At 59.8% G+C, this 21,831-nt stretch carries 19 protein-coding genes; 8 read left to right on the forward strand and 11 right to left on the reverse strand.

What is annotated here, in order from left to right; genetic code table 11:
- Positions 1–136 precede the first annotated feature (136 nt).
- The 6 genes from NKI20_RS23435 to NKI20_RS23460 all read left to right on the forward strand — a co-directional run bounded on the left by NKI20_RS23435 (position 137) and on the right by NKI20_RS23460 (position 7,413).
- On the forward strand, positions 137–1,180 hold the full coding sequence (locus NKI20_RS23435; protein ID WP_023758695.1) for a TrbL/VirB6 family protein: 1,044 nt from the start codon (positions 137–139) through the stop codon (positions 1,178–1,180).
- An 83-nt stretch (positions 1,181–1,263) separates the two neighbouring features.
- Positions 1,264–1,971 carry a VirB8 family type IV secretion system protein gene (locus NKI20_RS23440; RefSeq protein ID WP_023758694.1) on the forward strand — a complete coding sequence of 236 codons (708 nt, stop codon included), beginning with the start codon at positions 1,264–1,266 and terminating at the stop codon, positions 1,969–1,971.
- Positions 1,968–2,765 (forward strand): TrbG/VirB9 family P-type conjugative transfer protein, encoded by a 798-nt coding sequence (locus NKI20_RS23445; RefSeq protein ID WP_023758693.1) that lies wholly within the window; start codon positions 1,968–1,970, stop codon positions 2,763–2,765. Before NKI20_RS23440 ends, NKI20_RS23445 begins: the two co-directional genes overlap by 4 nt.
- Positions 2,765–4,228, forward strand: coding sequence for a type IV secretion system protein VirB10 (gene virB10, locus NKI20_RS23450; protein WP_352834791.1), 1,464 nt, complete (start codon positions 2,765–2,767; stop codon positions 4,226–4,228). The genes NKI20_RS23445 and virB10 overlap by 1 nt, the downstream gene beginning before the upstream one ends.
- A complete protein-coding gene (gene virB11, locus NKI20_RS23455) occupies positions 4,225–5,250 on the forward strand; it encodes a P-type DNA transfer ATPase VirB11 (RefSeq protein WP_352834794.1) in 1,026 nt (341 codons plus the stop codon). Before virB10 ends, virB11 begins: the two co-directional genes overlap by 4 nt.
- A 12-nt stretch (positions 5,251–5,262) precedes the next feature.
- Positions 5,263–7,413 (forward strand): type IV secretory system conjugative DNA transfer family protein, encoded by a 2,151-nt coding sequence (locus NKI20_RS23460; RefSeq protein WP_352834797.1) that lies wholly within the window; start codon positions 5,263–5,265, stop codon positions 7,411–7,413.
- A 416-nt stretch (positions 7,414–7,829) separates the two neighbouring features.
- On the opposite strand, the gene NKI20_RS23465 is transcribed toward NKI20_RS23460, so the two are convergent.
- The 9 genes from NKI20_RS23465 to NKI20_RS23505 all read right to left on the reverse strand — a co-directional run bounded on the left by NKI20_RS23465 (position 7,830) and on the right by NKI20_RS23505 (position 17,558).
- A complete protein-coding gene (locus NKI20_RS23465) occupies positions 7,830–8,828 on the reverse strand; it encodes a 4-hydroxyproline epimerase (protein WP_023758689.1) in 999 nt (332 codons plus the stop codon).
- 18 nt (positions 8,829–8,846) lie between these two features.
- Positions 8,847–9,704 (reverse strand): ABC transporter permease, encoded by an 858-nt coding sequence (locus NKI20_RS23470; RefSeq protein ID WP_023758688.1) that lies wholly within the window; start codon positions 9,702–9,704, stop codon positions 8,847–8,849.
- Complete coding sequence (locus NKI20_RS23475) at positions 9,701–10,549, reverse strand: ABC transporter permease (protein WP_352834801.1); 849 nt, start codon at positions 10,547–10,549, stop codon at positions 9,701–9,703. Before NKI20_RS23475 ends, NKI20_RS23470 begins: the two co-directional genes overlap by 4 nt.
- A gap of 15 nt (positions 10,550–10,564) precedes the next feature.
- The gene (locus tag NKI20_RS23480) at positions 10,565–11,656 is read right to left on the reverse strand and encodes a quaternary amine ABC transporter ATP-binding protein (RefSeq protein ID WP_352834804.1); all 1,092 of its coding nucleotides are present in this window, start codon (positions 11,654–11,656) and stop codon (positions 10,565–10,567) included.
- 88 nt (positions 11,657–11,744) lie between these two features.
- Positions 11,745–12,596 (reverse strand): glycine betaine ABC transporter substrate-binding protein, encoded by an 852-nt coding sequence (locus tag NKI20_RS23485; protein ID WP_023758685.1) that lies wholly within the window; start codon positions 12,594–12,596, stop codon positions 11,745–11,747.
- A gap of 81 nt (positions 12,597–12,677) precedes the next feature.
- Positions 12,678–14,009 (reverse strand): NAD(P)/FAD-dependent oxidoreductase, encoded by a 1,332-nt coding sequence (locus tag NKI20_RS23490; protein WP_023758684.1) that lies wholly within the window; start codon positions 14,007–14,009, stop codon positions 12,678–12,680.
- Positions 14,006–15,523: an aldehyde dehydrogenase gene (locus NKI20_RS23495; RefSeq protein ID WP_023758683.1), complete on the reverse strand. Its 1,518-nt coding sequence runs from the start codon at positions 15,521–15,523 to the stop codon at positions 14,006–14,008. Before NKI20_RS23495 ends, NKI20_RS23490 begins: the two co-directional genes overlap by 4 nt.
- Entirely contained in the window at positions 15,516–16,427 is a 912-nt protein-coding gene (locus NKI20_RS23500) for a dihydrodipicolinate synthase family protein (RefSeq protein ID WP_023758682.1), read from the reverse strand. The genes NKI20_RS23495 and NKI20_RS23500 overlap by 8 nt, the downstream gene beginning before the upstream one ends.
- A gap of 444 nt (positions 16,428–16,871) precedes the next feature.
- Entirely contained in the window at positions 16,872–17,558 is a 687-nt protein-coding gene (locus NKI20_RS23505; protein WP_023758681.1) for a GntR family transcriptional regulator, read from the reverse strand.
- A 204-nt stretch (positions 17,559–17,762) separates the two neighbouring features.
- Here NKI20_RS23505 and NKI20_RS23510 point away from each other — a divergent pair, with 204 nt between their 5' ends.
- Positions 17,763–18,743, forward strand: a complete 981-nt coding sequence (locus NKI20_RS23510) for a GlxA family transcriptional regulator (protein WP_352834811.1) — start codon at positions 17,763–17,765, stop codon at positions 18,741–18,743.
- Positions 18,744–18,967: 224 nt separating this feature from the next.
- On the opposite strand, the gene NKI20_RS23515 is transcribed toward NKI20_RS23510, so the two are convergent.
- Both NKI20_RS23515 and NKI20_RS23520 read right to left on the reverse strand, forming a co-directional pair.
- Positions 18,968–19,729 (reverse strand): hypothetical protein, encoded by a 762-nt coding sequence (locus tag NKI20_RS23515; RefSeq protein WP_352834814.1) that lies wholly within the window; start codon positions 19,727–19,729, stop codon positions 18,968–18,970.
- Between the two features lie 201 nt (positions 19,730–19,930).
- Positions 19,931–20,230, reverse strand: coding sequence for a DUF1236 domain-containing protein (locus NKI20_RS23520; RefSeq protein WP_352486263.1), 300 nt, complete (start codon positions 20,228–20,230; stop codon positions 19,931–19,933).
- Positions 20,231–21,209: 979 nt separating this feature from the next.
- On the opposite strand from NKI20_RS23520, the gene NKI20_RS23525 reads away from it, so the two are divergent.
- Complete coding sequence (locus tag NKI20_RS23525; RefSeq protein ID WP_352834817.1) at positions 21,210–21,410, forward strand: hypothetical protein; 201 nt, start codon at positions 21,210–21,212, stop codon at positions 21,408–21,410.
- Positions 21,411–21,831 lie beyond the last annotated feature (421 nt).

Below are 21,831 nucleotides of genomic sequence, written 5' to 3' on the forward strand. Positions count from 1 at the left end.
GCGCAGTGCTTTTTGGATGTGCAAATCGTGAACTGAAAGTTCCGTGCGGGCCTTTGGCGTATGCCCACGCCGACGAATGCGGCGCGCTGAAGCCGGTCAATTCAACGCCGTTCGCTAGCATCGTTGACGAGAATCCATGAACGGTCTCGCCGCAAGCATCCTCGGTGGCATTGACAACATCGGCGAGGACTTCGTTCGCACCGTCTATATGCAGTTGGGCAATGCGATGGGCAACGTCTTCACCCTCATGCTCACCCTCTATATCGCGTGGTGGGGCTATTCGATCCTGAGCGGGCGGGAGTCGATTTCGCCAATCGAAGCGGCCTATCGCCTCGGCCGCGCCGTCATCATCTATCTGCTGCTGACCGGATGGGGCACATTTTCCGCGACGATATACCAGCTTGTGCAAAGCATTCCAGATGAGGTCGGAAAGGTGATCGTAGGCGCCGTGTCGCGAGCCACAGGCAATCAGCTCAGCGATCAGGCGGCAATTCCAGCGCTGATCGACAACCTCTACCAAGGGGCGCAAGACGTGGCCAATCAGGTCTACAGCGGATCCTTCTATGACATTTTTGGCGCGCTGCTGTCGCTGCTGGTTCTGCTGTCGGCCATCATCTTCGCAGCGCTTGCCATGGCCGCGATCATCGCCGCCAAGGTGATGTTGTTCATCACGCTCGCCTTGGCGCCCATATGGACCATCCTTTGGCTTTACCGCTGGTCCTCGCGCATGAGCGAAGGCTTCCTTTCGCTCACCACCTTTCTGATGATTCAGCAAGTGCTCATCTACGGCTTTCTCGGCTTCTACTTCTCGCTCGTCAATGCGGCGCTGAACACCGCCACGTCCGGCGGAGCGACCATGGACAGCAAAATGTCGCTGGTGCTGCCCTTGGTGCTGGTGACGATCATCGGCATCTACGTTCTCATGCAGATACCCTCGATTGCTTCGATCCTGAATGGCGGCGGGTATCTCAGCACTGTGGGCGCATACAACCCTTATAGAAACTTCGGAAGGAATGCCGTGCGCTATTCCGGCGCGCGATGGGCCGCCGGCCGTGCCGCTCGCGGCGCCCGGCAGCTCGCGACAAACAGTTTTCGATCTTCGCGAGCAGCCAGAGCGGATGCCGCAACCCGGACCGCCATCCAGCAAGGTGCGCGCGATAACTCCAGGCCTCTGGGCTAGAACACAAGAACTATCACGGATCGCGGCCCTCGATCGGATCAGGATCGCCGCGCAAACGAGGCAATAGTAAAGTGTCAATCTCAATGGAAACACCTGCCAGCAGCAGCCGCGAACTCGTCGACAAGCGCTATTACAGGGCAGGCGCGACCTGGGAAGACGACACGCACAGGTCAATGCGCCGATCGCGTACATTGGCCTGGATCGTCAGCGGCATTTCGGGACTGGTTGCGGTGCTGTCGCTGCTGGCGCTCGTGCTGATCCTGCCCCTCCGGCAGTTCGAACCGTATGTTGTGGAGGTCGACAAATCGACGGGCTACCTCGAGATCATGCGCGCGCTGAAGCCTGGAGATTTGTCCCAGAACGAGGCCGTCACGACGGCCAATCTGGTCCGCTACATCAGGGCCCGCGAAACCTACGATTCGCGTGAACTGAAACAGAATTACGACCTGGCACAGCTCTACTCGACCGAAGCCGCGTCCAAGGATTTGACATGGCTTTTCACGCCAGCAAACCCACAATCGCTGGACAAGATTTTTGGCCGCAATGTCACTGTCTCGGTCGAGATCAAATCGGTTTCCCTGCTCAATCGCAACACAGCCTCGGTGCGCTTTGCCACGACGACGCGGCGGGACAATTCGTCCACCGCCGACAATTGGGTGGCGGTGATAAAATTCCGCTACACCTCAACGCCGCTCAAGAACGAATGGCGTTTCGACAACCCGTTGGGTTTTCAGGTTACGGATTACCGCCGCGACCAGGAATCGGCCCCGGCCGCGGGGAGCCTGCAATGAGACGGCGCGCGGGCCTCGTCCTATCGGCCGCCCTTCTGCTCGGCGCGATGCACAGCGCGGCGGCACGCGACGGCCGCATCCGATATGTCACCTTCAACAATGACGACGTGACGTCGGTGCGCGCCGCTCTTGGGATTTCCACGATGGTCGAACTCAGTCCGACCGAAGTCATCGAAACCGTGTCGGCTGGCGACACGAAAGGCTGGTCGATCATCCCCAAACGCGGATCGCGGTTTCTGTTCGTCAAGCCGCTGGAGCGCGATGCCTGGACCAACGTCAACGTGGTCACCAACCGGCGCGTCTATTCCCTGCTGCTGCAGGCCACTGACAATAGCCGTGACCGGGCATCCTTCCAGGTCCGGTTCAAATACCCGGACGAGGATATCAACGCGCGCCTGCTCTCACAGGCCAAGGAGAGCGCAACCGATCCGGATTTGAAGGACCTGAACTATGCCGATCTCAATTACGACTACGCCTACAAGGGCGACGACAGCCTGAAGCCGCGCACCGTATTCGACGACGGCACCAAGCTGTTTCTGGAGTTCAAGGGCGACATTCCGGCAATCTTCGTTGTCGACGACAAGCGCCATGAGTCCCTGGTCAACGTTCGTACTCAGGGCAAATACACAGTCATCGACAAGGTCGCACGGCAATTCACCTTGCGGGCCGATGGCAAGACGCTCTGCCTCTACAACCGGGCGCGACCCAACGCTATCGATCCAGTCGAGCAGGTCTACGGTCCAACGAAACTGACGGGTGGTTCCACCCTGTTCGGATCCAGCGGAGGGCGGTGATGACCCAGATCGATTATAACCAACTGGACGGCAGCCCGACGGTCGCGCGCCGTGGTGCGGGCGTGGGTACCAGGATCGCCCTGGTCGGCCTCGGCGTAGTGCTCGTAGGCGCGCTGATATGGCTGAACTGGCCCAGGGAGCCTGCATCGCGCGATGTTCGCAGCGATGGCGAGGAAAACTTCAACCCGCCCGAGTTCCGCCCGCCGACGTTGAACGAGCCGCCGCAACCTGCCGACGGCACGATCGACCAGATCGTGGTGCCGCCACCGGCTGACGTCCAGAACGGCACGCAACAAGCCGATAATGTCGATCAGACCGTTCAGGAGGGCGCCGACCTTGATGCGCAGCGACGCACGCTGGAGGCGCAAATGGCGGCCGAGGAGGCACGCCGCAAGGCCGAGGCGGAAGAAGCCCGACGCAAGGCGGCGGCTGAGGACGAGGCTCGTCGTAAAGCGGAGGCGGCCGAGCGCGAAAAAGCGGTGTGGGAACGCCTGCGGTCGAGCCAGATGGTGACGAATGATCAAACCGGCTCGACGGATGCCGGCGCCCAGGCGGCACAGGTCGAAATCGAGCCCGACGGTCAGATCATCCCGGTCCCCGGCGCCGACAGTGACCCCAACAAGGCATTCCTGGCGCAGTCTGAGGCAAGTTCCTCCGGCATCGTCAAAGCCAGGGTTTTTCGACGCACCGATGCGTTGATCCCAGAGGGAACGATCATTCGCGGCTATTTGGAAACCGCCGTTAACACCGACCTTCCCGGCGCCGTGCGCGCAGTCGTGCGTGAGGATGTCTTCTCGCTCGACGGCAGGCGAATCCTCATTCCGAAGGGCTCGCGCCTGACCGGGGAATACCGCTCGGGGCTTGCGCGCGGTCAAAAGCGTGTTTTCATCGTCTGGAGCAGGGTCATTCGCTCGGACGGCATTTCCGTCGATATCAAGTCGCCTGGGGCAGACGCGCTCGGCCGTGGCGGCATGGGCGGGCGTGTCGATACGCACTGGGTTGAACGCTACGGCAACGCCATCATGCTTTCCGTCGTTGGCGGTGTCTCTGAATATCTGTCCTCGCTTTCCGATAGTAGCCAGAATGGACAACAGCGCCAGGTGTCGACGGTCGATCCCGTGACCGGCGAGACCACGACCGTAACTTATGGCGGCAATGGCTCGCAGCGCGACGCGCGTAGCATCGCCTTCGACAAATCATCGACCGCGCTGCAGCAACTCGCGCAAGAGGCGTTTCGTGATACGCAGAACATTGGCCCGACGGTCTACGTCGACCAGGGCACATCGGTCGTCGTGCTGGTGCGGCGAGATCTCGATTTCTCCGATTTGTACGCCGATCCCGTCCAGGAAGAAGTTGCACGCCTCAAGGCAGGCGGGCGGCCGAAGAAGGCGATCGATCCGACGCCTCTCTACGGCACGCCGAAGGATCATTTCTATCCCGGCTATGGGAGCCCGGTGAAATGAATGCCGTCCATCCCCTCCCCGATCCTTGGGCGAGAGCTCCGGTCCTGCGCGCTCATCTGGAGCCGATATGGTCCTATTTGAACGAAGCTGCGGTGTCCGAGATTGCAATCAACAGGCCAGGTGAATTGTTCATCGAACGCCTCGGCGCCAAGGAAATGGAGCACGTCGTCAAGCGCGAGGTCACGCCCGGCTGGATTAGGCATATCTCGACCGGCGTCGCCTCGGCGACCAACCAGGTGATCAACGAAGAAAAGCCGGTCCTGTCAGCCGCTTTACCTTCAGGGGAGCGCATCCAATGCATCTTGCCGCCGGCGGCTCCTGAAGGCGGGGCGATCTCGATCCGCAAGCAGGTCATCATGGATATGAGCCTTGATGCCTACAACGATCTCGGCGCATTCGAAAACACGGCGATGGGCAGCGGCCTGGCGCTTTCACCCGAAGAAAAGCGACTTGTCGAGATGTTGCACGACACGTCGCCAATGGATTTCCTGCAATACGCGGTCCGCAACCGCGTCTCGATCGTCGTTTCAGGCGGTACGTCGACTGGCAAGACGACGTTTTTGAATGCGCTCTTGAAGGAGGTCCCGGTTCATGAACGGATCATCACAATCGAAGACACTCGCGAACTGAGGCTGCCGGCTCCCAACAATGTCACCCTGATAGCCTCGAAGGGCGACCAGGGCCTTGCCAAGGTCTCAGCGCAACAGTTGCTCGAGGCCTCGCTTCGCATGCGACCCGACCGTCTGCTACTGGGCGAATTGCGCGGCGCTGAAACCTTCGCGTTCCTCCAGGCGATCAACACCGGCCATCCTGGTTCGCTCACGACCGTCCATGCCAATTCCGCCCGGTCCGCCTACGAGCGGCTGGCGCTGATGGTCATGCAGGGCAGTTCAGGCCTCTCACGAAGCGAAATCCTCGACTACCTGCGCGAGGTCATCCCGGTGGTCGTCCAGATGGTCCGCACCGAAGGCGGACGACGCGGCATCAGTGAGATCAAGTTCACCAAGGCCGAGACGATCTAGCGGGCCCCATCCATGCAGAAAGTCGCAACAGCAATTTTCATGATGCTCATGGCGATGGCCTTGGGCGTCCTGCTCTTCACGGTCGCCTATGCCGCGACGGATTGGTACCGGACGGGCTCCCACGTCCTGTTCGACCAGTTGAACGCCGATCCCTTGCCAGTCGTTCGTCAGGCGTGGGCGGACACGATGGCGAGGGATTTTGGCCGGGTACAATACGCCGTTGCAGTGGGAGCGTTAGGGTTTCTCTTGCCACTGGTCAGCCTGTTTCTCATGCGCCCGAGAAAGCGCAATGACTCTCGCTTCATGACTATGAGCGATTTATCAAAAACCGGCCTGACGAAAGTTGGCGGCGTCTTCGTCGGTCGAGCCGGCGGCAGGCTTGCCGGAATTCTGTCGCCCGGCCGCGATCAGCGCTCCGGCAAGATCCGCTTGGCGCAGCGCAAGCTGATCGGCGGCAAGAAATTGTGGATTGATGGCGATGATGTCGGCGGCTTCGTCATAGGGCCGCCGCGGTCCGGTAAAGGTACGTCTCTCATCATCCCGAACGCCTTGACCTGGCTGCATTCGCTCGTGGTTCTCGACCTACGGGGTGAGACCTATGCGGCGACTGCTGGCTACCGTTCGACCATGAGCCGCGTGGTGCGTTTCGCGCCGGCTGATCCGGACGGCAATACCGCATGCTACAATCCCATGGACTTCATCTCGCTGGACTCAGCACAGCGCGACATCGACCTTCGCAATATTGCTGCGGCGCTGTTTCCGCGCCCCCATTCGAACGCGGATCCCTACTGGGTTAACGACGCCCGCCTCCTCTTTACCGGCATCGCGTCCTTCGTCATGGAATCGCCTGCGATCCCGAACGAGAAGAAGACCTTCGCCACAATCCTCGAGATCATGAACGGTGCCGAGCAGCCGCTCCTGGAATTCATTGGCTCGCTGCGGGAGGAACGCCGCCGCGAATGTTCGCATTTCACGCTGCAAACCCTGCTGCCCTATTTTGAGATGTCCGAGCGGCAGTTTTCCGGAATCTACGCCGGCGTGCGCACCGGCATGGCTCCCTTTCTCAACGAGCGCCTGATGCGAGCTACGTCGCGCAGCACGTTCGATATTCGCAAGCTCAAGCGTGATCGGATGTCTCTCTATCTCGACGTGCGGCGTGAGCAGATTACGTCGCTTGGACCGTTGTTCAACGTCCTGATTACGCAGATGATGAACTTCATGTCGGAAACCATGCCGCGTCCGGAAGAGCATCCGGTGCTTGTGCTGCTCGACGAGTTCCAGAACCTCGGCAAGCTCGAGAACGTGACCGAAATGGCGAGCGTGCTCGGCGGCAATGGCGTTTCTATGTGGTTTTTCGTACAGTCGCTGAAGGCTGTAGACGAGATTTATCGCCAGGAAGGGCGCAAGACGCTCATCAACGCCGCTCGCGTGCAGATCTTTTTCGGTGCTCAGGACGCTGACGATCTGCGCTACGTTTCCGAGCAGCTTGGCGAAACGTCGGACGTGCAAAAAGACGTGACGCGCACCAAGGCAACGTTGTTCGACACTTATTACACGCGCTCTGAGCACCGCAAGGAAGTGCGGCGGCCCCTCATGCGGCCGGATGAAATCCGTACGCTCGACAAGAACCAGGTCATCATATTGCCGCGTGGGGAACTGCCAATCCTCGGCACGCGCAATTTCTATTTCGCCGACGGCCAGCTCGCCAAACGCGCATTCATGCCCCTGCCCGCCTCTACCGACACTTCGCGCACGAAAAGACCTGCGTTGGACGCTTCCGCGGCGGTTCCATCTCCTGCGCTCCCGACGATTGTGCCGACAGCATCGGCGTACCGCTCAGGCCTCTTGCAGACCCGCCTGCGGCGCGGCGCGACATTCGCCGCAAAAGCCGGGCGTATGGCTCCGCCGCGGGGCCGGCGCACCATCGTGAAAGAACGGCCGAAAGCAAGCGACACTGCAGGTGTGCCACCTTATGCCGCCATAGATTTTTCCGCGTTGGCGGCCAAAGCGGTGACAACACGCATAGCGCCAGAAAAAGAAGCGGCGGTTGCGGCTATCCTAAACAAGGTGCGATCTCTCCGAGCCCACGCATCCGACACCGAGGCTTTCGATCGAAATTTGAGCGTCGTCGAAGATACTTTGCCTGATGTAGTCGATGAATAAACTAGCATTTCGATGCGGCGGAGGAATCTCAAGAATCCGCGGCGTCGAATTCAACCGCAAATCCCGCATCCATCGCGCTTCGCGCAATGAGATCGACAAGTTCCAATCCGTGAGTTCGCAAAGCGGAATATTCCCTTACGGCGTGGCTAACCTCGGATATCGAAATGCACGGCCTGCCGACATTGTCGATCGGGTAGCGGCCGGGGCTTTGGTGGTGTTGGCTTGCATGCTGACCTCCAGGTGATGTTTGGCAACTTCACTCTGGCAGAGCGCGGGTCGCCTTCCATCCCCATAGGATCTTCACGGAAGCAGACCGGCGGCTTTGCGCATGGGTTTTCAGAAGCGGTCCTTCAGACCCGCAGAGCATAGACGTGATCTAAATCCTGAGCGGACATTGCGAAGAGGCGTGCATGTCGTCATCGCATCTGGAATCCGTGGGCCAGCGGATCGCGATCGTCCACGAAAATCGTATTGTGACCGATGATCCTCGCCCAGCCGCCGACGCTTGGCCGTATGCCCTTGAAAAGCCCAACGTCGGTCTCGGCCTCGACACGGCCCTCGAACACCGTGCCGATCAGGCTTTCCTGGCGGAAGCTGTCGCCGACCTTCAGTCGTCCCTTACCATAGAGTTGCGCCATACGCGCTGAAGTTCCGGTGCCGCCCGGCGAACGGTCGATCGCCTTGTCGCCGTAGAACACCGCGCCGCGGCCGTCGGCATTGCTGCTTGAGGGCCTGTCGCACCAGATGGCGTGATGAACACCGCGTATTTTCTCGTCTTCGGGATGAACCGGATCGCAGACGGGTTCGAGCGCGTCGCGGAGCCTGCGGCTGAGGCCGACGATGTCGCTCGCCGACATGCCGTCCAGACCCTGCCATGTACCCTGCGGCTCGACGACGGCGTAGTAGTTGCCACCATAGGCGATGTCGACGACGAGGCGACCGAGACCGGGGACATCCACGGCGACGTCCGCGGCATGCAGATAGCTGGCGACGTTGAACATCCGGACGGAGTCCACGAACTCGCCCGGCTTCTCATATTGGATATCGACCCTCCCGGCCGGCGTCTCGATTGACAGCTTTCCCGGAACCCGCGGCGTTACGAGGCCCTCTTCGATTGCCGCCGTCACCAGCCCGATCGTGCCGGCACCACACATCGGCAGGCATCCGCTGACTTCGATGAAGATCACGGCGAAATCGCAATCCTGACGGTACGCAGGATAGATGATCGCGCCCGACATGATGTCGTGTCCGCGCGGTTCGAACATCAATGCCTGCCGGATCCAGTCATGGTCGCGTACGAACAGGTCGCGTCGCTCGGCAATTGGGATGTGAGGCAGCAAGGGACCGCCTCCCACGACCAGGCGGACGGGATTGCCGCAGGTGTGGGAATCGATGCAGAAGAAACTGCGGCGCATGGTGTTTTCCTTCGCGGTTCAAGCGGCCTTCGCGCCAGGCGCCTGGCTGCGCTGCAGCACGCCCCTGGAGACCCTGTCGAGAAGGATGGCGACGGCGACGATCGACAGTCCGGCCCGCAGGCCCAGGCCCATTTCCATCCGCGTCAATCCCCGCGTCACCTCGGCTCCAAGACCACCAGCCCCGACGAGGCCCGCCAGGACGACCATGGCCAGCGACAGGAGGATGCACTGGTTGAGGCCAACCAGGAGCGTCGGGGTGGCCGAAGGGATTTCGATCTTGAACAGAACAGACCGTGGCGAGGCGCCGGTGGCTTGGCCGAGCTCCAGCAGGTCTTTGGGCACCTGGTTGAAGGCCAGGGTTGTCAGGCGCAGCATCGGAGGAATGCCGTAGACGATCGTCGCGATGATCGCCGGGACGCGGCCGAGGCTGAAGATCATGACGGCGGGGATGAGATAGACCCATGGCGGGACGGTCTGCATGATGTCCAGCACGGGACGGATCGCGGCTTCGAACTTCCGGTAGCGCGATGCCAAAATGCCAAGCGGAAAGGCGATCGACACGGAGATGATCACCGCCACCGTCACCAGCGCCAGGGTCTGCATCGAAGCGGTCCAAAAACCCGCCAGCAGGCAGAATGCAAGCGCGATGGCTGTCACCACGGAAACCCGAACGCTGACGAAGAACGCGGCGAGAAGGGCAGCCAAGACGATCGTTGCATAGGGTGGCGGGTAGAGCAGAGCGGTTTCGATGGCGCCCAACACCGCCTCGATCAACTTGGTCAGCGCGTCGAAGAACGGATGGAAGTTCTTGTTCAGCCAATCCACTGCGGGGGCGAGGTAAGCCCCCGGCGAAAACTGCACCAGATCAAGGTTCATCTTACACGTCCCTCGGCGCGATGCGCCGCGCTCTGTGTGAGCCTGTCGAGCATCATGGTCAGGATGACGATCGCGATCGCGGCGTTGATCGAAGTGGCGATGTCGAGCGTGCGCACGGCTGTGTAGATTGTCTCTCCGAGACCTCCCGAACCGACGATGCCGGCGATGACGACCATGCCGAAGGCCATCATCAGGCTCTGGTTGATCCCGGCCATTATGCTCGGGATGGCAAAAGGCAGCCTGATCTTGATGAACATCTGCCACGGCGTCAGGCCGCTTGCCTGGCCAAGCTCGATAAATTCGTGCGGCGTCATCCGAATGCCTAGCGACGTGAGCCGGATGGCGGGCGGCATGGCGACGATGACAGTAGCGACGAGCGCAGTCGCCGGCCCGTAGCCCAATAGCGCGATCGCAGGAAGCAGGTAGATATAGGGCGGAAGCGTCTGGATCAGGTCGAGCACTGGTTCGAGAAACCGGTTGAACGACTTGACGAAGCCCGCCACGATCCCAACTGGAATGCCGACGGCAAGGGCGAGGATCGTGGCGGTAGTCACCAGGGCCAAAGTGCTCATGGTTTCGGTCCAGAGCCCCATGACCGCACAAAAGATCAGGGCGACCCCGGCGACGACGCCAGACAAGGGATTGATCAATCGCCATGCGAGCAGCGCCGCGATGATTGCGATCAAGTAGAACGGTGCGAGTTGCAGGAGCCACAGGACACCGTCGTAAGTGCCCTCAAGCACGGTCCTGAAAGCGTCGAATAACCATTCGCCGTTGTCGCTGATCCAGCCAAGTGCCGTGTCCGTCCAGGCATCGAAAGTGTCGGTAATGAATGACGTGTCCATTTCGCTCCTCCCGAACTATGCCGCAGCGAGCTCTCTTGCGGGCGCCCCAGCAACGCCTCGCAGCAAGCCACGGATGGTGACGATACCGATGACGGTCCCATTCTCCACGACAGCGACCGCGTCGCGTTCGGACTGCATGGTGAGGTCGATGAGTTCGCCAATGTCGGCCTCCGGCGACGTCCGAAGCAGCGCGTTCACATCACACTGCGGCTGCGAGCTCTTGAACTCGGCCACGGGACGCATCACGGAGTGAGCCTTGACCAGATGGATCCTGGATATGCCCGCCACGAAATCGGAGACATACTCGTCGGCGGGTTTGGTGACGATTTCCTCAGCCGTGCCGACCTGGACGATGACGCCGTCCTTCATGATGGCGATGCGGTCGCCGATGCGGATGGCTTCCTCGAGGTCGTGGGTGATGAACACTGCCGACTTGCCAAGCGACTTGGTGAGGTTGCGGAATTCGTCTTGCAACTGGCGGCGGATCAGCGGGTCAAGCGCGCTGAACGGCTCGTCCATGAGAATGATTTCGGGGTCCGCCGCCAATGCCCTGGCGAGGCCGACGCGCTGCTGCATGCCGCCGGACAGTTCGACGGGATAGCGCGACGTCCAGTCGCCAAGGCCTACTTTTTCGAGGGTTGCGCGGGCGGTCCTGTTGCGCTCCTCTTTCGCAATGCCCCGCACCTCAAGACCGAAGGCGGCGTTCTCCAGCACCGTCCTGTTGGGGAGAAGCGCCACGCTCTGAAACACCATACCGATGTTGCGGGCGCGCATGTCGCGGAGTTCTGCAGCATTCAGCTTGGCGATCTCCTTTCCCTTCACCGTGATCTTGCCGAGGCTTGGTTCGATCAGACGATTAAGGAGGCGGATCAGTGTCGACTTGCCGCTCCCCGAGAGTCCCATGACGCAGAATATCTCACCACGGCGGACCTGGAAGCTGGCATCGGAGACGCCCACCACGCAGTCGAAGTCCTGCAGCACCTGTTTTTTGGATAGCCCACGTTCGGTTATGGCCTTGACGGCAGCCTGAGCGCGGCTACCGAAAATTTTCCATACGGACTGGCAGTCCACCAGCACTTCATTGGAGTCCTTCATCGCACTGTTCATTGCGTTCCCCATGGGCCGGCTTGGCGTCGGCCTTCGCGTTCTTCGAAGTTTCGAGGCGGGCCGCCGATGTCGACGACCCGCCGGACGATTATTCGGCCTTGATGTTCTCCCAGCGCTTCAGGAGATCGGCATGGCTATCGGTCCAGGCTTTGATGGCCTCGTCCATGGTCTTGCCTTCGTTGACGGCGGAGTTGATCGAGGTGATGTCGGCGAGCGGGACGTAGACGCTGGCGATGACCTCGCGTGCGTGCGGATTGTCAGCCGAGAAACCCTTTTTGCCGATCCAGTAATAGCTCTGCGGCGGCGGGAAGATTGCCTTCGGATCCTTGAGGAACTTCACGTCATATTTCTGCATCATCCACGACGGTTCCCAGATGGTGACAGCAATCCATTCCTTGCGGTCGGTTGCCGATTTGAGCGCTGCGGTCATGGCCGCGGTGCTGCCTTCGACGAGCTGAAGTTTCAGATCGTATGCCTTCACAGAGTTCGCCGTATCACGCATCAGACCCGATCCCGGCTCAATACCGACGATCTTGCCGCCGAACTTGTCGGCGTTGTCATTCAGCTGGTCCATCGATTCGATCGTCACGTATTTCGGCACCGCAACGCCCTGGAAAAGACCGTGCGAAACCGGAGAGATCTTCTCGAGCTTTTTCTTGTTCTTGTCCCAGTAGTCCTGGGCGACATAGTCCGTCTGCGAGGCGAGGATCTGGACGTCGCCCTTGGCCAACGCGGCGTAGGCGATGCCCCACTCTGAGAAAGGCACCACCTTCACGGTGTAGCCGGAATCTTCGAGCACCTTCTTGGTGATGCCGGTGATCGGGGTGAGGTCCTCCCAGGACATCGTGCCTATGGTAATGGTCTTTTCTTCCGCCTGCGCGGACAGCATGGTCATACCGACCATCGCGGCAGCGCAGAGCGCTTTCCACAACGTCTTCATTTTACTCACTCCTTATTGTTGTTCCCATTCTCATTTGAAGACTTTGCGGTCGGCTCAGTCCTCATATTGCGCGGCGAGGGCTCATCCCTCGCGGCCTGCACGCAATTCCTGCAATCGGATCACGGTGTTGACGCCGAGCCATGCGAGCGGCTCCGGAGGGAGCCTGGCGGGCTCCGGCTGATCCGAGAATTTGTCGAGCATGTCCGAGTGGGTGCCGGTCGCCAGATCGGCGGCCATGACGCCCGCGAGCGTGCTTTTCACGGTCCCGAGACCGTTCTCGCAGCACGCCGAGTAGAGGCCCTCTTCTATTTCGCCGAAGGCCGGCACATGGTTGCGGCTGAGGCAAAGCCGCCCGGCCCAGACGTGCTCGAACGGCACATCCTTGAGGTCCGGAAACCTGGCGTCCAGGGATGTCCGCTGCTCAGCGCCAATCCCGGCCAAGCGCTTCTCGCCGACCTGGACGGTCCAGTCGTAGGTGAACCTGGTCCGGATCACGATACGCGAAGACCCATCTGATGTGATCTTCCTGACCGTCGCCCCCATCGGATCGGCCGGGAGTAACGCCCACCTGTCCTTGCCGGTGGACCTCGACGTGAAAGGGGCGGTCATCGATGCGTAGGTGAAGATGTGCATAAGGCGGCCGCGGAAGTGGCCGAAATCCTCGACGTGGCCATTGACGCCCAGGATGACTTTCGGAGCGGTCACACTTCCGTTGCGCGACATGGCCTTCCACATCCCGCTCCGGCGCTCCAGTTTGAGCACCGGCGAGTGCTCGAATATGTCGGCTTTCGATGCCAGCCCGGCCGCAAACCCGCGGATATAGTCTGCAGGTTGGATCATCACGGCGCCCGGCGTGTAGAGACCTCCCCGGTAGTATGATGAGCCGGTGATCTCCCGCATTTCGTCCGCATCCAGGAAGCGGTGCTCTTCGCCAATGCCAGCGAGCGAGTGGCCGTAGCTTTCGTTGAGCCTCATCCCGCGGTCTGTCGCCGCAGCATTGATCTTTCCCGATGGGTCGAAGGTGCGCACGGTCATGCCATATGCGGCGGCGGCGTCGGCGGCGAAAGCGATCGCAAAACGGTTCTGGGCGATCTCCGTCCTTGTCTCGGCCTCATCGGCGACGGAATATTCGCCCGACGAGATATTGTGCGGAACGTCGATCATGTAGCCGGAGTTCCGGCCCGAGGTCCCTTTGGCGATCTCACCCGCCTCCAGCACGACGATCTTGTCGTCAGGCCGCAGTTGAGACAGCCGCCGCGCGGCGGAGAGGCCCGCGAAGCCGGCACCGATGATCAGCCAGTCGGCCGAAACGTCGCCGTCGAGCGTCCGGACGGGGAAGCCGCGTCTGCTGATCGCCTCCCAGCCCGAGGTTCCGGATTCCGCCGGAAGACGCTTGACGACGATGTCGGTCACCGGATGGTCTCGTCGATTGAACGATCCGATACGTCGATCCAGACCGTCTTCAATTCGCAGTAGTTGTCGTGCGCGAAGACCGACTTGTCGCGTCCGCCGAAGCCGGATTCCTTGTAGCCGCCGAACGGCGTCGTTGCGTCGCCTTCGCCGAAGCAGTTGACGGTCACGACGCCCGCCCGGATTTCGCGCGAGAGCTTGATCGCCTTGCGCAGGCTGCCTGTGTAGACGGATGCGGTCAGCCCGTAATTCGTGTCGTTGGCGAGAGCTATCGCCTCGGCAAGCGAATTGAACGTCGTGACCGAAAGGATCGGTCCAAAGATCTCCTCCTGGAAGAGGCGGCTCGAAGGCGTGACGCCGTCGACGATGGTCGGCTCGATGTAGATGCCCTTATGCGTGGCCCCGCCATGGACGACGGAAAGCTTTTCGGTCTTCACGTCGCCGAGGAAGGATTTCACTTTCTCGAAATGGTTCTTGCTGACCAGCGCGCCGATGCGGTTTTCCGGGTCGAGCGGATCGCCGGTCTTCCACTCGCGCATATAGGCGCCGATCCGCTGCAGCAATTCGTCCTTGATCTTGGCGTCGACGATGAGCCGCGACGTGGCCGAGCAATTCTCCCCCATGTTCCAGAACGCGCCGTTGACCACCTGCTCGGCGACGAGGTCGAGGTCTTCGGCATCATCGAGAACCACCGCCGGGTTCTTGCCGCCGCATTCCAGCACGACGCGCTTGAGGTTGGAGTCCGCCGCGTAATGCAGGAAACGGCGACCTGTCGGTGTCGATCCGGTGAACGCCACCATGTCGACATCCATATGCATGCCGATCGGCTCACCGACTTCCTTGCCGCTGCCGGTGACGACATTGAAGACGGCTGCGGGGATGCCCGCCTCATGCGCCAGCTCCGCGACACGAAGCGTCGTCAGCGTCGTCTCCTGGGCCGGCTTCACGATCACGGAGCATCCGGCGGCAAGCGCCGGACCGATTTTCCAGGCCAGCATCAGCAGCGGAAAATTCCAGGGCAGGACGCACCCGACGACGCCGACCGGTTCGCGCACAACCATGGTCAGCGCGTTCGAGCCCACGGGGGCAACGTTGTCATAGAGTTTGTCGATCAGTTCGGCATGCCAGCGGAGAGTATGGATCGTGTCCGGAACATCCACGGTCTGGCATTCGCGGACCGGCTTGCCGCTGTCGAGGCTCTCCATGACCGCGAGTTCGTGACGGTTATCCTCCAGAAGCTTCGCGAATTTGAGGAGTACGGCCTTGCGTTCACTGGGCGAGCGGAGATGCCAGCGGCCGTCGTCAAAAGCTTGCCTGGACTTGGCGACTGCGAAATCGACATCGGTAGCATCGCACGCCGCGATCTCGGCAAGCGTATCGCCCGTCGCTGGATTGGTCGTCTTGAATGTCTTGCCGGAATTCGCCGGACGAAATGCACCATCAATGAAGGCATTGGTCGGAAATTGAAGGCCTGCGGCAATCGCCTTGTATTCGGCAGCGGTCAAAGGGTCATGCATGGTTTGCTCCCGACGTGATCTGGGCGACCGTGCGCTTCAAGGTGGCGACGACAGTCTGGAGAGTTCGCTTTTCTTCTGAATTGAGCGAGCGCAGTGGCGCCCGCACCGGGCCTGCCTTCAGGCCTATCAACTCACAGCCGTGCTTGATCGACTGGACGAATTTTCCGCACTCCAGAAAATCCATAAGCGGCAGCATCGCGGTCATGATGGCGCGGCCCTTGTCGAAGTTCTTTTCGAGCACGCAGGCCTCGTAGAGCGCGACATGCTCGCGCGGCAGGAAATTGGAGCCGGCGCAAACCCAGCTCCTGGCGCCCCATGCAAAGAATTCGAGCGCCTGGTCGTCCCAGCCGCAGGAAAGCGAGATGTGCGGAAACTTACGGGCGAGCAGGTGGACGTTGCTCATTTCACCCGAGCTTTCCTTGATCGCCACGACATTCTTGGATCTGCCAACGCGGGCGAAAAAGTCCTCCCGCATGGTGACGCCCATGCGGGCCGGATAGTTGTAGAGCATGATCGGCAGGTTCGCTGCGCGGTCCACCGTCAGCGCATGAACGGCGTTTTCTCTTTCGGTCGGCAAGGCGTAGGGAGGCGACGATACGAGGATGGCATCAGCGCCAATTTCCTTCGCCGCCTTGGCATATTCGACCGAGTCTTCCGTCCTGATGGCCCCCGTTCCAACGATGAGCGGGAGCCGGGTGCCAATGACCTCCTTGGCATAGGCGGCGAGATCGAAGCGCTCCTGGGCGCTCTGCGCGTAGTATTCGCCCGTCGAACCACCGACGATGATGCCGTGCACCCCGGCGTCGATGAGTGACTCAAGAACTGCCGCGAAGGCGGAGCGATCAATCTGCCCATCGGGCTCAAGCGGCGTCACCGCTGGCGTATAGATACCCTCGAATTTCAAGTCATTCCTCCGTCGATGGAGTGGCCGTTTCGACGAATGCGCTTTTCGAGACGCACGAAGCCGTCTGCGAACTTCTCACGCGAGAATTCTCAGTGCCCCGAACCCGCCGATCGCATTTGATGGCTTGGAAAATCGCACAGGGTCGTCAGGGAGTCAATGGATTGTATTATCTGCGTACACAATTTTTATATTTTGAAAACACACTACCTGCTCGCGAGGACGATCCGGGACCGGTCAATTGGGTTCGGCTGAGTTTGCCGACGACTATGCGATTGCCGGCAAACTGCCTCAAGACCAGAAGCAGCGAGAGCGAGCATTCCTCTCGCGCAGTGCGTTTCGAGCCCGCTCTGTCACGTGATTTGAGCAAATGGGATGATCCCAACCCGGAGGTAATCCGGAAAGTTGGGTCTTCGAATTTCACCGGGATCGATTACAGCGATGCGGTCAAGGATCGCCAACGAGGGCATCGGCCTTCAATCCTTGGGGCGCGATAAACATCTCCATGTTTTCGCGCGACAGTTCCCAATGCTCGAACACGAGGTCGACAACGGCATCCTCTTTGTGAGCGCCGATAGCAGAGATGAAGCCGTCGTGGTGTTCGACTGCTAACTGAAGCCGCTTGCGCATGTCAGCGTTGCGCGGCCGAAAGAATGTGTGACCGATACGGGCGTGGTCTATCAGCAGCCTTCCGAGACTCGGCTGAAGGTAGGCATTGCCGGACATCTCGCCGATGATCTCGTGAAATCTGTTGTTCTCAAGCACCATGGAAAGCGCGTCGCTGGACACACTTGCTTTGCGGAAACGCTCCTGTGTGTCCTTCAGATCCGAAAGCTGTGAGGGCTTGAAATTCTGGACGGCCAATCGGCCGATGGCAGCGTAGATCATGGGCGCGACCAAGAAGAAATGCCGAAGTGTCGAATGGTTCATCGGGACAACCCGGGCTCCCCTGTTCGCACGGATTTCGATGTATCCTTCGCCCTCCAATCTGCGGAAGATTTCCCTGACTGGGGTCCGCGAGAGACCGTAGCGCTCGCTGAGCGCCACCTCATCCAGATCCTCATCAGGATCAAGTTCCATCGTCAGGATGCGACGCTTCAGATCGTCGTAGAGACTGCCCTTGCTGCCCTTCATCGCGCACCTTCGGAATGATTCTGATAGTCAATGACATTTAGTCTGGGAGGAAGAATCGCATGCGTTGGTGAGCGAGTCAACGGATTGTATTTTCTTGGTACACAATATACAGCGGTCATCAAATCACACCCGTCGGGGGGACACTGACGGATCCGACCCACACTGCTAATCGAACAACGCACAAGGACAGCCTAGGTAAAAGGAATGGCCAAGAGGTTTGCTTTTCTCCTGGTTCGCGACTTCACCTTGTCACCGCTGTCGCTCTTCATCGACACGTTGCGCCTGGCGGGCGATGAGGGCGACCGGAGCCGCAGGGTCGAATTCGACTGGCAGATCATTGGCGAACGCGGCCTGCCAATCAGGGCCAGCTGCGGCGTCGAATTGCTTCCGACGAAGGAGATCGGCAATCCGGAGGACTTTGACAACGTCGTCGTGGTCGGTGGCCTGCTTGACACCAATCGAGCCCTCAGTTCAGAGAAAGAGGCATTCCTTTTGCGAGCCGCTGAGAAGGGGGTGCCTCTTACCGCGCTTTGCACGGGAAGTTTCGCGCTTGCCCGTTACGGGTTGCTGGATGGCTATAGCGCCGCCGTCAGCTGGTTCCACATCAAGGATTTTCGGGCTGAGTTCCCCGATGTGAACGCACATGCCGATAGTCTGTTTTCCGTCGACCGTGGCCGCTCCACTTGTGCCGGCGGCACGGGTGCGGCTGACCTTGCCGGCTATTTCGTGTCGCAATTCATCGGTCGGAAAGCGGCGGAAAAAGCCGCCAAGATCCTTGTCCTTGATCGTATTCGAAACACCAGGGACGTGCAGCCCGTCGGGGATCTGTTTCCCGAAGCGTCGAGCCGCGCGGTAAAGCGGGCTCTTCTGTTGATGGAAAGCAATATTCAGGAGAAAGTCTCGATCACCGAGATCGCAGGCCGGTTGAATTGTTCCAGGCGCCAGCTGGAGCGTCTTTTCGGGACTGAATTGGGCGTCAGCCCGATGGCGGCGTATCTCGCGCTACGGGTGCATTATGCGAAGTCCCTGCTGGAGGACAGCGACTTGCAGATAGGGGAAATCGCATACCGATGCGGTTTCGAAAATGCCGGGCATTTCAGCCGGGTATTCCGTCAGCAGACCGGTATGACGCCTACCAATCTTAGGCATCCGACCCGCTCGGCCAGCAATCCCACCAAAGAATGATCATCAAGCGCTGGGAAAGAAATGTGCACCTCGGGTGCGAAGTTTGCTAAATCACCGTTGTCTGCTTGTGTGAAAACGCGACCCCAGCCGTCGTAGGACATGTCTATTTTCAGGCAATCGCAAAAATTGAACTCTGCGACGGAGTCGGGAGCATTGCTGCCATCCAGCCTGATCATTCTGTGACGAATGCGTCCACCGCGCGAGGACGCTAGGTCGGCCCTTGGTCAACGCTCGTAATCGTTCTCGTTTGAGCGCTGTGTCTTGCGGTCCTGCTCTTCTGCTTGATGAGCCTTCTGCTTGTTGGCTTCCTTCTGCTTGGCTCTCACCTTCTCCTGCTCGGTGCCTGTGCGCGGCTGCTCCGGCTGGCGGGGATCGTCCGGAGCTGGAAGGTCTCGCCCTCGTGCCTCACGCTCGGGGATCGGCTCGCCACCGCCACCACGACGCTGCTGCTGCCGCTCGAATTGCAGCCGCGCGAGACGATCATGCATCTTGTTGTTGACCTCTTCACGGTATTGTTCGAACTGTCCTTGATGCGCCGGCGGCAGCGTCTCGCGCATGTTGTCGAGAGCCTGATTGACGCGGGCCATCTGACGCCGCATTTCCAAGGGGGTTTGCGCCATGTCCAAATCTCCTATCAGTGCATTCAATTCTCTCATGCCGGGATGGGACAGAAAAGACTTCTGGCCCTGCTTGTCGTCTGCTGCGCGATCCGTAGTTGGGTTTGAGTGCCCTCCCCCTGCCCGATCGCGACGGAACTCAAGAAAATCGTTGCCGATCGACTCTGCTGCCGAGAGAGCCTGACCGACTATGCCCGCGGTCCGCATCGTCGTCACAGTCTTTTGCCATGCGGCAGCGATTGCATCGCCGTTGACGACAAGGGATTGCCCATCGATACGGCGTTGCCGCTTGGCTTCCAGCAAAGCCCGCGCCGCTTGCAGGAAGCGCGGGCCGATCGGGAGCCCGGTGAAGATCCCGATCTTCAGCAACGATGGGGTTAGCATCGTCTGCCGCAGCACGAATAGTTAGAGATCACTAATGTTTCGTCAAGCCGACTTTGCAGGGGTGTCGAAACACGCCTGCAGCGTGCCTCGTCCTGGCCGAGTGTCAAAGCCCGCAGCCCGCCACCTTAGAAGCGGTGACGGGCCAATCAGGAAGGGTAAGGAGTGCTACGTTGCGCTACGTGTTCGTCAATCGTAGACCTTCACAATTTTTCGGGTTCCCGGATCCACAAGGACGGTTCGGTTGTCGATCACCGCATAGCGATATTTGACATTGGGGATTTCGTGAACCTCGACGGTTTCGGGCAGAGCCGTACCCACATTGAGTTCGACACCGGGAACCTTCACAGAAGCGAGCGGCTGCTTCTTAACATATTCCCTTACGACCGTGTCCTGTTCAGGCGTGATCACAACGTCCTGAGCTGCAGCTGCGCCGACGCCGGCAAGCAGCAGAACCGCAGCAGCGGCGATCTTGAAATTGGTTCTCATGTTTCAATGCTCCTATGGAGTGCGTTGCCCCGCCCCGCCGAACTTGATTGAATTCAAAATGTTCCTCCCCTGGACCTTAGTCCACGTAATGACTGGACCTAGGTCTGAGTTGCCACGGCAACGGTTCTGACGTTCTGACCGCCTCGCCCAGTTCGAGGCGTCATTTGTCGCACTGTTGGGAGAAACGTTTGCGCGCTTGTGGAAACGCCAAACAGGCGACTTCATATCTGATGAAATTAGCTAGCTGTGAGCGCCTTTGCCGCTGGAAGCACTAAGAAGGGTCGAAAGCCTCTTAAATATCTCCGCGTTTCAGTCGACCGCAGCCGCCTCCAATTTTCCAGCGCGCAGCAGGTATTGCTAAGCGACGGAGAGAGCGCCCGCCAATGCGGTGGCCAGGGACATCCTATAATGTCCTGTCTTTCAATCAAAACAAGATGGTTATGAAGTTTCAACTGTCCAGCGATGTCGATTGAGGTTCAACCAAATCCGTCTACGTTTTGGGGCGAGTTCGAGATCTTCGATAAAGCGTCAGGGCCAGCACACAGGAAAAGCAACTTAGCGCTCTCCAGCTCAAGCAGAAGCTATCTCCCGGCAGATACGCTGATGGAAATGGACTTTATCGGTTGTTGACCCATCGGGCGCCAAGCGCTGGATACTCTGGGTCGTCGTCCAGGGACGGCGGCGGGACATAGGGCTGGGAGGTGTCTCGCTTGTCGGTTTGGCGGAGGCGCTCAAGGAGGCCAAACACATGCTCTATATGCTCAAGAACAAGAACCTCAGCGACGCGGAAGCCAGGATCACCTGATCCTCGCCACCTGAGATCGCATGGCGGGCAATCAGCGGCTGCAACCAAATCGACTGAAGCTCGTTGTATCTTGTCGAGTTCTGTACGTTTCCGACAAATCTCTTGCGATGTAGCGTACATTGGGTAAGATGGCCTGCGGACGGCCTCTCGACTGGTCCTGCGATGAGGCGAGCCATGGGCAATAACGATCTGTCCGTCGTCCTGCGCGATGCTAGGTTTCTCCTGCTTCAGATCCGAAGGTCCGTCTCATCGGGCGGTCACATTGAGGCTGTGGCGGAGTTCGACGCGCTGGTTGGCGTGGCAGTTGACGAGGCCACGCGCAAGCTGTCCGCTTTGGATAATGAAAAACCAAAGCGAGGCGATTTGCCCGACTAGCGAAAACATATCCGGCCGAGCTGTCCGCAGTTGAACTGGCAGCGTATTGTCCCCGCTGATGGCCGCGAGCGGGAGATAACTGTGGGCATTGCGAGGATTTTTGACATCAAGTTAACTCTCAAGGGGCTTCGCGCGGGTTCCAGAGATAGAAAAAGCGCGGCGTTGATCAAAACTGGCGATGCTCGAAACTTGCTGCGGGGGCCAACCTTCTGGATGAGGCCTACCACGAAATGTACGCCCTTAACCGTTCATTGACTCTCGCCGCTTGCGGTCTCTAAATCGTTTCTGAGGGAACGTTCTTGCACGTGCGTACTGGGAGGCGCTCGATGTTGAACCAGCTCGGCAATTCTTGCTTTTGTCCCGCTGATTTGCAGATCTGCCAACGGGTCTTCGACCGGCTTTGTGCCGAGCGAAATTTCGA

Source organism: Mesorhizobium sp. M0830 (assembly GCF_040319965.1).
In the GTDB taxonomy this organism is placed as follows: Bacteria; Pseudomonadota; Alphaproteobacteria; order Rhizobiales; family Rhizobiaceae; genus Mesorhizobium.

Excerpts from the sequence above, each read along its gene's own strand:
- NKI20_RS23445 (WP_023758693.1), top strand. The coding sequence starts at position 1,968 with ATGAGACGGCGCGCGGGCCTCGTCCTATCGGCCGCCCTTCTGCTCGGC.
- NKI20_RS23435 (WP_023758695.1), top strand. The coding sequence starts at position 137 with ATGAACGGTCTCGCCGCAAGCATCCTCGGTGGCATTGACAACATCGGC.
- NKI20_RS23520 (WP_352486263.1), bottom strand. The coding sequence starts at position 20,230 with ATGAGAACCAATTTCAAGATCGCCGCTGCTGCGGTTCTGCTGCTTGCC.
- NKI20_RS23495 (WP_023758683.1), bottom strand. The coding sequence starts at position 15,523 with ATGCATGACCCTTTGACCGCTGCCGAATACAAGGCGATTGCCGCAGGC.
- NKI20_RS23465 (WP_023758689.1), bottom strand. The coding sequence starts at position 8,828 with ATGCGCCGCAGTTTCTTCTGCATCGATTCCCACACCTGCGGCAATCCC.
- NKI20_RS23440 (WP_023758694.1), top strand. The coding sequence starts at position 1,264 with ATGGAAACACCTGCCAGCAGCAGCCGCGAACTCGTCGACAAGCGCTAT.
- virB10 (WP_352834791.1), top strand. The coding sequence starts at position 2,765 with ATGACCCAGATCGATTATAACCAACTGGACGGCAGCCCGACGGTCGCG.
- NKI20_RS23475 (WP_352834801.1), bottom strand. The coding sequence starts at position 10,549 with ATGGACACGTCATTCATTACCGACACTTTCGATGCCTGGACGGACACG.
- NKI20_RS23510 (WP_352834811.1), top strand. The coding sequence starts at position 17,763 with ATGGCCAAGAGGTTTGCTTTTCTCCTGGTTCGCGACTTCACCTTGTCA.
- NKI20_RS23460 (WP_352834797.1), top strand. The coding sequence starts at position 5,263 with ATGCAGAAAGTCGCAACAGCAATTTTCATGATGCTCATGGCGATGGCC.
- virB11 (WP_352834794.1), top strand. The coding sequence starts at position 4,225 with ATGAATGCCGTCCATCCCCTCCCCGATCCTTGGGCGAGAGCTCCGGTC.
- NKI20_RS23470 (WP_023758688.1), bottom strand. The coding sequence starts at position 9,704 with ATGAACCTTGATCTGGTGCAGTTTTCGCCGGGGGCTTACCTCGCCCCC.
- NKI20_RS23505 (WP_023758681.1), bottom strand. The coding sequence starts at position 17,558 with ATGAAGGGCAGCAAGGGCAGTCTCTACGACGATCTGAAGCGTCGCATC.
- NKI20_RS23480 (WP_352834804.1), bottom strand. The coding sequence starts at position 11,656 with ATGAACAGTGCGATGAAGGACTCCAATGAAGTGCTGGTGGACTGCCAG.
- NKI20_RS23485 (WP_023758685.1), bottom strand. The coding sequence starts at position 12,596 with ATGAAGACGTTGTGGAAAGCGCTCTGCGCTGCCGCGATGGTCGGTATG.
- NKI20_RS23525 (WP_352834817.1), top strand. The coding sequence starts at position 21,210 with ATGGGCAATAACGATCTGTCCGTCGTCCTGCGCGATGCTAGGTTTCTC.